The 8,495-nt window shown below is 74.1% G+C and carries 2 protein-coding genes; both read right to left on the minus strand.

Annotated elements, in window-relative coordinates; all coding sequences use genetic code 11:
• Positions 1–5,667 (minus strand): type I polyketide synthase (locus tag ADL01_RS15080; RefSeq protein ID WP_420719719.1); only part of this gene is annotated, 5,667 nt, incomplete at its 3' end.
• Positions 5,668–5,752: 85 nt separating this feature from the next.
• The coding region (locus ADL01_RS47250; protein ID WP_159049526.1) for an SDR family NAD(P)-dependent oxidoreductase at positions 5,753–8,495 on the minus strand (2,743 nt) is incomplete at its 5' end.

Raw genomic sequence — 8,495 nt, forward strand, 5'->3', positions numbered from 1 at the left:
GTCCTGGTTCACCGCGGAACCTCGTACGACCGCAAGCACCCGATGGCCAAGGCGCCGAGCATCCGACAACCGCTCCACCAGCAGCATGCCGACGCCCTCACCCCAGCCCGTCCCGTCCGCCGCCTCCGCGAACGCCTTGCACCGGCCGTCCCTCGCGAGCCCGCGCTGACGGCTGAACTCCACGAACGTGGCGGGGGTCGACATCACCGATACACCACCCGCGAGCGCCATCGTGCACTCGCCGTTGCGCAGCGCCTGGCCCGCCAGGTGCAGGGCGACCAGGGACGACGAGCACGCCGTGTCGACCGTCACCGCCGGGCCTTCGAGACCGAACGTGTAGGAGATGCGGCCGGAGGCGACGCTCGCGGCGTTGCCGATGCCAAGGTAGCCCTCGACCTCGTCGGGGACGTGGTCGACTCCGGCGGTGTAGTCCTGTCCGTTGGTGCCCGCGAACACGCCGATCTGGCTGCCGCCCAGCGAGGCCGGGTCGATGCCGGCGCGCTCGAACGCCTCCCAGGAGGTCTCCAGGAGGAGCCGCTGCTGCGGGTCCATGGCGAGCGCCTCGCGCGGGGAGATGCCGAAGAACTTGGCGTCGAAGCGCCCGGCGTCGTAGAGGAATCCGCCTTCGCGGACGTAGGAGGTGCCGGTCTGTCCGGCGTCGGAGTGGAAGAGGCTCTCGGTGTCCCAACCACGGTCGTCGGGGAAGCCGGCGATCGCGTCGACACCGTCGGCCACCAGGCGCCACAGGTCCTCGGGGCTGCGTACGCCGCCGGGGAAGCGGCAGCTCATGCCGATGATGGCGAGGGGTTCGTCGTCGGCTGCGGGGGCTGCCGTGGTGGTGGGCAGCGCGGCCGCGGTCTCGTCGCCGAAGAGTTCGGTGTGAAGGTGGGCGGCCAGTGTGGTCGCCGTGGGGTGGTCGAAGACCAGGGTGGTGGGCAGCTTGAGGCCGGTGGCCGCGCCGATGAGGTTGCGCAGTTCGACCGCCGTGAGCGAGTCGAAGCCCAGCTCGCGGAAGGCGCGGGTGACGTGTACGTCGTCGGGGCTCGGGTAGCCGAGGACGTCGGCCGCCTGGGCGCGCACCAGGTCCAGGAGGGCGGCCTCGCGGTCCGCCGGGGCCAGGGCTGCGAGGCGGTCGGCGAGCGCGTTCGCGGGGGCGCCTGCCGTCGGGCCCGCGGTGTCCGTGCGGTCCGTGAGGGCCGCGTGCGCCTCCGGGACGTCCGCGAAGAGGCGGCTGGGGCGGGCGGCGGTGAAGCCGGGCGCGTACTGGTCCCAGTCGATGTCCACGACGACGGGCAGCGGCTGGTCGTGGCCGAGGGCCCGGTGCAGGGCGGTGATCGCGAGGTCCGGGTCCATCGGCGGCATCACGCCGTGCCGCAGCCGCTCGGCCGCCGCACCCTCGGCGGCCATGCCTGTGCCGTCCCACGGGCCCCAGGCGACGGACATCGCCGCGTGCCCGGCGGCCCGCCGGGACTCGGCGAGGGCGTCGAGGGCCGCGTTGGCGGCGGCGTAGCCTCCCTGGCCCGCGCCGCCCGCGACACCCGCGAAGGAGGAGAAGAGGACGAACGCCGACAGGTCCGCGTCGCGGGTCAGCTCGTCCAGGTGCCGGGCCGACTCCACCTTCGCGCGGAACACGGGGGCAAGGCGGTCCCCGGTGAGGCCGTCGAGCACGCCGTCGTCCAGGACGCCGGCCGTGTGGAACACGCCCGTCAGCGGTACGTCGGCGGGGATCTCGGCGAGCATCCGGGCGAGCGCCTCCCGGTCGGACACGTCGCAGGTCGCGACCGTCACTCGTACACCCAACTCCTCCAATTCGGTACGGAGTTCGGGGGCGCCGGGGGCGTCCGGGCCGCGTCGGCTCGTCAGGACGAGGTGCTCGGCGCCCTCGCGCGCCAGCCAGCGCGCGACGTGTGCGCCGAGGGCGCCCGTGCCGCCGGTGACCAGGACCGTGCCGTGCGACGACCACTCGCGGTCCTGCTCGCCGCCGAGGGGCGCGCGCACCAGCCGGCGTACGAACACGCCCGACGCGCGAACCGCCAGCTGGTCCTCGCTCTCGGGGTTCCCGAGTATCCGGGCGAGGCTCGTGGCGGCTGCCGTGTCGGCGGTGTCGGGAAGGTCGATGAGGCCGCCCCAGGTCTGCGGGTACTCCAGGGCTGCGACCCGGCCGAGGCCCCAGACGCTCGCCTGCGCGGGGGCGGCGGCCGACTCGGAGGGGGTCGTCGTCACCGCGCCATGGGTTGCGGCCCACGCGGTGGCGGTGCTGTTGGCGTCGCCGAGCGCTTGGAGCAGGACTGCCGTGCGCAGGGCGGGTGTTGCGAGGTCCGGCTGGGTCGTGGCGTCCGTGGACTCCGGCTGACCGGCGGACGCCAGGAGCGACAGGGCGCCGTCCCACGCCGTCGCGTCGTGCTGCCGCAGCAGTTCGGTGAGCGCCGGGCGGTCGGTCGCGGTGCTCTCCGGGACGCGTACGACGGTGACGTGGGCGCCGCCGGTGGTGAGGGCGCGTTCGGCGGCGGCGCTCCACGGGAGGTCGGCGGGCTCGTCGGGGACGAGCAGAGCCCAGGTGCCCGTGAGAGCGGGGCCGCCGCCCAGGGGCAGCGGGTTCCAGGTGACGCGGTAGTTCCAGCCGTCCAGTGTGGACGTGGCGCGCTGCCTGCGCCGCCAGGCCGTCAGGGCGGGAAGGACCGAGGTGAGCGGGGCGTCGTCGGGCACGTCCAGGGCGCCGGTGAGTTCCGCGAGGTCCTCGTGCTCGACGGCCTCCCAGAAGCGGGCCTCGGCGCCGTCGGCGGGGGCCGGGCCGGTGGTGGTGTGGCCGGGGGCGGTCGGCGGGTTCGTGTCCAGCCAGTACCGCTGGTGCTGGAAGGCGTACGTGGGCAGGTCCACGCGGCGGCGCGCTCCCGCGGGGGCGTACAGAGGAGTCCAGTCGACGGTGGCGCCGCGCACGTGAAGGCGGGCCAGGGCGGTGCGGAACGTGTCGGGCTCGGGCCGGTCGCGGCGCAGGGCGGCGACGAGCCCGGACTGGGCCTCGGGGCCGGTGAGGGTGTCGTGCGCCATCGCGGTGAGGACGGTGTCGGGGCCGAGTTCGAGGAAGGTCGTGACGCCGAAGTCGGCGAGGGCGACCAGGCCGTCGTGGAAGCGCACGGCTTCGCGGACGTGCCGGACCCAGTACTCGGGGTCCTTCAGTTCGGCGGCGGTGGCGAGGCGTCCGGTCAGGTTCGACACCAGCGGCAGTGCCGGGTCGCGGTACGTGAGGCCCTGCGCGACCTGGCGGAACTCGTCGAGCATCGGCGCCATCAGCGGCGAGTGGAAGGCGTGGCTGACCTTGAGCCAGCGGGTCTTGCGGCCCTCGGCGCGCAGTTGCCCCGCCAGGTCCTCCAGGACGCCGCGGTCGCCGGAGAGGACGACCTGGGCAGGGCCGTTGACGGCGGCGAGGCCCACCCACTCGGCGACCTCCTCCACCAGCGGCGTCACCTCGGCCTCGGACGCCTGGACGGCGAGCATGGCGCCGCCGCGGGGCAGCGCCTGCATCAACCGGCCGCGCGCGCCCACCAGTCGGGCCGCGTCCTGAAGGGACCACAGGCCCGCGACATGCGCGGCGGCCAGCTCACCCACCGAGTGTCCGCCGAGGATCTCGGGGCGTATCCCGAAGGACTGCGCGAGCCGGAAGAGGGCCACCTCGACGGCGAACAGCGCGGGCTGCGCGTACCCCGTCCGCTCAAGGAGTTCGGCGTCCGTGCCGAACATGACGTCCTTCAGGGGGCGGTCGAGGAGCGGGTCCAGGTGGCCGCACACCTCGTCGAGGGCCGTGGCGAAGGCGGGGAAGGTCTCGTACAGCTCCTGTCCCATGCCGACGCGCTGGCTGCCCTGGCCGGTGAAGAGGACACCGAGGCGGCCCTCGGTCACCGAACCGGTCACGGTTCCCGGGGCGGGCGCTTCGGAGGCCAGGGACTCCAGGGCTTGGAGGACCTGATAGCGGTCCTCTCCGAGGAGCACCGCGCGGTGCTCGAAGGCCGAGCGGCCGGTGGCGAGGGTCCAGCCGAGGTCGGCGCGTCCTGCGGGGTCGGCGGCCAGGTCGGGGGCCGTGAGCAGGTGCTCGCGCAGTCGGGCGGCCTGGGCGCGCAGCGCCTTGGGGGTGCGGCCGGATATGGGCCAGGGGGCGGGGCCGGCGACGGCGGGCACGCCCGCGTCTGCTGCCGACTCCGCGTCACCGACGGCCGGTTCGGCACCGGTGTCCCCGGCCGAACCTTCAGCACCCGGCCCCGAGTTGGCCGCGTCCTGAGGCGCGTCGGCGGGTGCCTGCTCGACGATGACGTGCGCGTTGGTGCCGCTGACGCCGAACGAGGAGATGCCCGCGCGGCGCGGTCCCTCCTCGCGCTCCGGCCACTGCCGGGGCTCGGTCAGGAGCTCGACGGCGCCGGCCGACCAGTCGACGTGGGACGTCGGCCTGTCGACGTGCAGGGTGGCGGGCAGCAGTCCGTGGCGCATCGCCATGACCATCTTGATGACACCGGCGACGCCCGCGGCGGCCTGGGTGTGCCCGAGGTTGGACTTCACCGATCCCAGCCACAGCGGCCGGGTGCGCGGCCGTCCTTGTCCGTACGTGGCGAGGAGCGCCTGGGCCTCGATCGGGTCGCCGAGCGTGGTGCCCGTACCGTGCGCCTCGACGGCGTCGACATCACCGGCCACCAGCCCCGCGTTCGCCAGCGCCGCGCGGATGACACGCTGCTGGGCGGGCCCGTTGGGGGCGGTGAGCCCGTTGCTTGCACCGTCCTGGTTGACGGCGGAGCCGCGTACGACCGCGAGGACCTCGTGGCCGTTGCGGCGGGCGTCCGACAGCCGCTCCAGGAGGAGCAGACCGACGCCCTCGCCCCAGCCGGTGCCGTCCGCGGCTTCCGCGAACGCCTTGCAGCGGCCGTCGGCGGCCATGCCGCGCTGGCGGCTGAACTCCACGAAGGCGGTGGGCGTGGACATCAGGGACACGCCGCCCGCGAGCGCGAGTCCGCATTCGCCCTGCCGCAGGGCCTGCGCGGCCAGGTGCAGGGCGACCAGGGAGGAGGAGCACGCCGTGTCGATGGTGACGGCCGGGCCTTCCAGACCGAGGCTGTAGGAGAGGCGCCCGGAGACGACGGCCGCGGTGTTGCCGGTGCCCGAGTAGCCCTCGGTGCTGTCGGCGGCGTCGGCGACGACGGCCGTGTAATCTTGGCCGTTGGTGCCGGTGAACACGCCGGTGCGGCTGCCGCGCAGACTCAGCGGGTCGATGCCCGCCCGCTCGACGGCCTCCCACGCGGTCTCCAGGAGGAGGCGCTGCTGCGGGTCCATGGCGCGTGCCTCGCGCGGCGAGATCCCGAAGAAGCCCGCGTCGAACTCGTCTGCCGCGTACACGAACCCGCCCTCGCGGGCGTAGGTGGTGCCCTGGTGGTCGGGGTCGGGGTGGTAGAGCCCGGCCGTGTCCCAGCCGCGGTTCGCCGGGAACGCGGACACGGTGTCCACGCCGTCGCGCACCAGCCGCCACAGTTCCTCGGGGGTGCTCGCGCCGCCGGGGAAGCGGCAGCTCATCGCGACGATCGCAACCGGCTCCGCGTCCTTGGACTCGAGTTCGCGCACCCGCCGACGCGTCGTGTGCAGATCCGCCGTCACCTGCTTGAGAAGCCGGCGGATTTTGTCGTCGTTCACCATCTGGCCCAGCTCCTAGAGACAAGTCGGTTCGAAGAGTGCGGGGCGCGGGGCGCCCACGCACCACGGCGCCAGACGCGGCACATCATGAAATTCCGAACTCTTTACTGATGAAGTCGAACATCTCGTCGTCCGTGGCGGACTCCAGCTCACCGGCGACCTCGGCGTCCTCCCGGTCGTCCTGCCCCGGAGTGCAGCGGTCGAGCAGGACGCGCAGCCGTTCGGCGATCGTGGCCAGCTCGTCGTCCGAGGGCGCGCTCTCGGCGAAGCCCGCCTCCAGGGTGGCGAGCTGGGACAGCAGCGCCCCGGGCTCGGTCCCGTCGGTGGCCAGTTCGGCCTTGAGGTGGGCGGCGAGCGCGGCGGGCGTGGGGTGGTCGAAGACGAGGGTGGTCGGCAGGGGAAGCCCGGTGGCCGCGCCCAGCGCGTTGCGCAGTTCGACGGCCGTGAGCGAGTCGAAACCCAACTCCCGGAACGCGCGGCCGGGTTCGACCTGCTCCGGCCCCCGGTAGCCGAGGACGTCCGCCGCGTGCGTGCGGACCAGGTCCTCCAGGAACCGCTCCCGCTCCGGCCCGGACAGCTCCGCGAGCCGCCGTGCCAGATCGGGCCCCTCGGCCTCGCCACCGTTGTCCGTACGCGCCGCACGGTCCCGCAGCGCGCGGGTCTCGGCCAGGTCGCCGAAGAGCGGGTCGGAGGCGACCCCCGGACCGCCCGACAGGTACTGCTCCCAGTCGACGTCGGCGATCACCGCCGTGGGCTGCTCGTGACCGAGGGCCCGGCGCAGCGCGGCGAGGGCGGCCCGGGACTCCATGGGCGGCATCGCACCGCCCCGCAGCCGCTCGGCGGCCACCCCGTCGGCGGCCATTCCGCCACCGGCCCACGCGCCCCAGGCTACCGACGTCGCGTTGAGGCCCTGGGCCCTGCGGTGCTCGGCGAGCGCGTCGAGGCAGGCGTTGGCGGCGGCGTAACTCCCCTGCCCGGCGCCGCCGGAGAGCCCGGCGAAGGACGAGAAGAGCACGAACGCCGACAGGTCCGCGTCGCGGGTCAGCTCGTCCAGATGCCGGGCCGACTCCACCTTCGCACGGAACACAGTGGCGAGCCGCTCGGCGTTCATCCCGTCGAGCACACCGTCGTCCAGGACGCCGGCCGTGTGGAACACCGCGGTCAGCGGCGCGTCGTCGGGAATCGCGTCCAGGACTCCCGCGAGCGCGTCACGATCGGCCGCGTCACAGGAGGTGAGAGTCACCTGCGCCCCCAACTCCTGTAGTTCAGCGAGGAGTTCGGCAGCACCCGGCGCGTCAGGTCCGCGCCTGCTCGTCAGTACGAGATGACGCGCGCCGTGGGCCGCGAGCCAGCGTGCGACGTGGCCACCGACGGCTCCGGTGCCACCGGTGATCAGCGCGGTGCCGTGCGGCGTCCACGTGTCCCCGCCGTCGGCGGCGCCTCTGGACGTGTCCCGCACCAGGCGTCGCGCGAACACCCCGGACCCGCGCACGGCCAGCTTGTCCTCTTCGGCCCACGCCCCGCCGAGCACCCCGGCGAGCCCGTCGAGGGCCCGCCCGTCTGGCGTCCCGGGCAGGTCGACCAGGCCGCCCCACAGCGCCGGATACTCCACGGCCACCACTCGGCCGAGGCCCCACAGCGCGGCCTGCACGTAGCGGGGCGCCGGGTCGGCGCCGCCCACGGTCACCGCGGACCGTCCGGCGAGCCAGAGCGGGGCACCCAGGTCGGCGGCGTGCAGAGCTTGCACCAGGGTCACCGTCGTGGCCAGGCCACGGCTGACCCCGCCTCGTACGGCGTGCGGTTCCTCGTCGACGGCCAACAGCGAGAGCACACCGGCCGTTTCACCGCCCGCGGCCGCGGCCTCCTTGCGCAGCCGCTCGGCGAACTCCTCACGGTCGATCTCTCCCGCATCCACGACGACGGTGCGTACGTCGGCCCCGCGCCCGCCGAGTACCTCCTCGACGGCGTCCGTCCAGTCGGCGTCCGCGCCCCGGTCCGGCACCACGAGCAGCCACGTCCCGTCAAGACGAGCGGCGGTCGGCGCCTGGCCGAGCGGCTTCCACGAGACGCGGTAGCGCAGAGCGTCCAGCTCGGCGGACTCGCGCCGCTGCCGCCGCCACGTCGAAAGGACCGGCAGCACCTCACCCAGCGCCCCGTCACCGTCCCCGGCGCCCAACTCGGCGCTCAGCGACTCCAGGTCCTCCCGCTCCACGGCCTCCCAGAAGCGGGCCTCCACCTCGTCGACGGCGAAGCCGCCGGTGAGGGCGGTGACCGCCGGGGCCGACTCCAGCCAGTAGCGGTCGCGCTGGAAGGCGTACGTGGGAAGGTCGACGCGACGTCGGGACTCGACGGGGGCGTACAGCGGCGCCCAGTCGACCTCGGCGCCGCGCACGTGGAGCTGGGCGAGGGCGGTCAGGAACGTGTCGGCCTCGGGGCGGTCCTTGCGCAGCGCCGTGATCAGGCCCGCCTGCGTGGCCGGGTCGGTGAGGGTGTCGTGAGCCATCGCGGTCAGGACCGCGTCGGGGCCCAACTCAAGCAGCGTCGACACACCTTGGACGGTGAGAGTGGTCAGGCCGTCATGGAAACGCACGGCCTCCCGCACGTGCCGCACCCAGTAGTCGGGGTCCTTCAGCTCGTCGGCGGTGGCAAGCTGCCCGGTCAGGTTCGAGACGACCGGCAGCTTCGGTTCCTGGTACGTCAGGCCCCCCGCCACCTTGCGGAAGTCGTCAAGAACCGGGTCCATCAACGGCGAGTGGAACGCGTGCGACACCTTCAGCCACCGCACCTTGCGACCCTCGCCCCGGAACGCCTGCTCCAGTCCCTCCAGA

The organism is Streptomyces sp. NRRL WC-3618, from assembly GCF_001280005.1.
GTDB lineage: Bacteria > Actinomycetota > Actinomycetes > Streptomycetales > Streptomycetaceae > Streptomyces.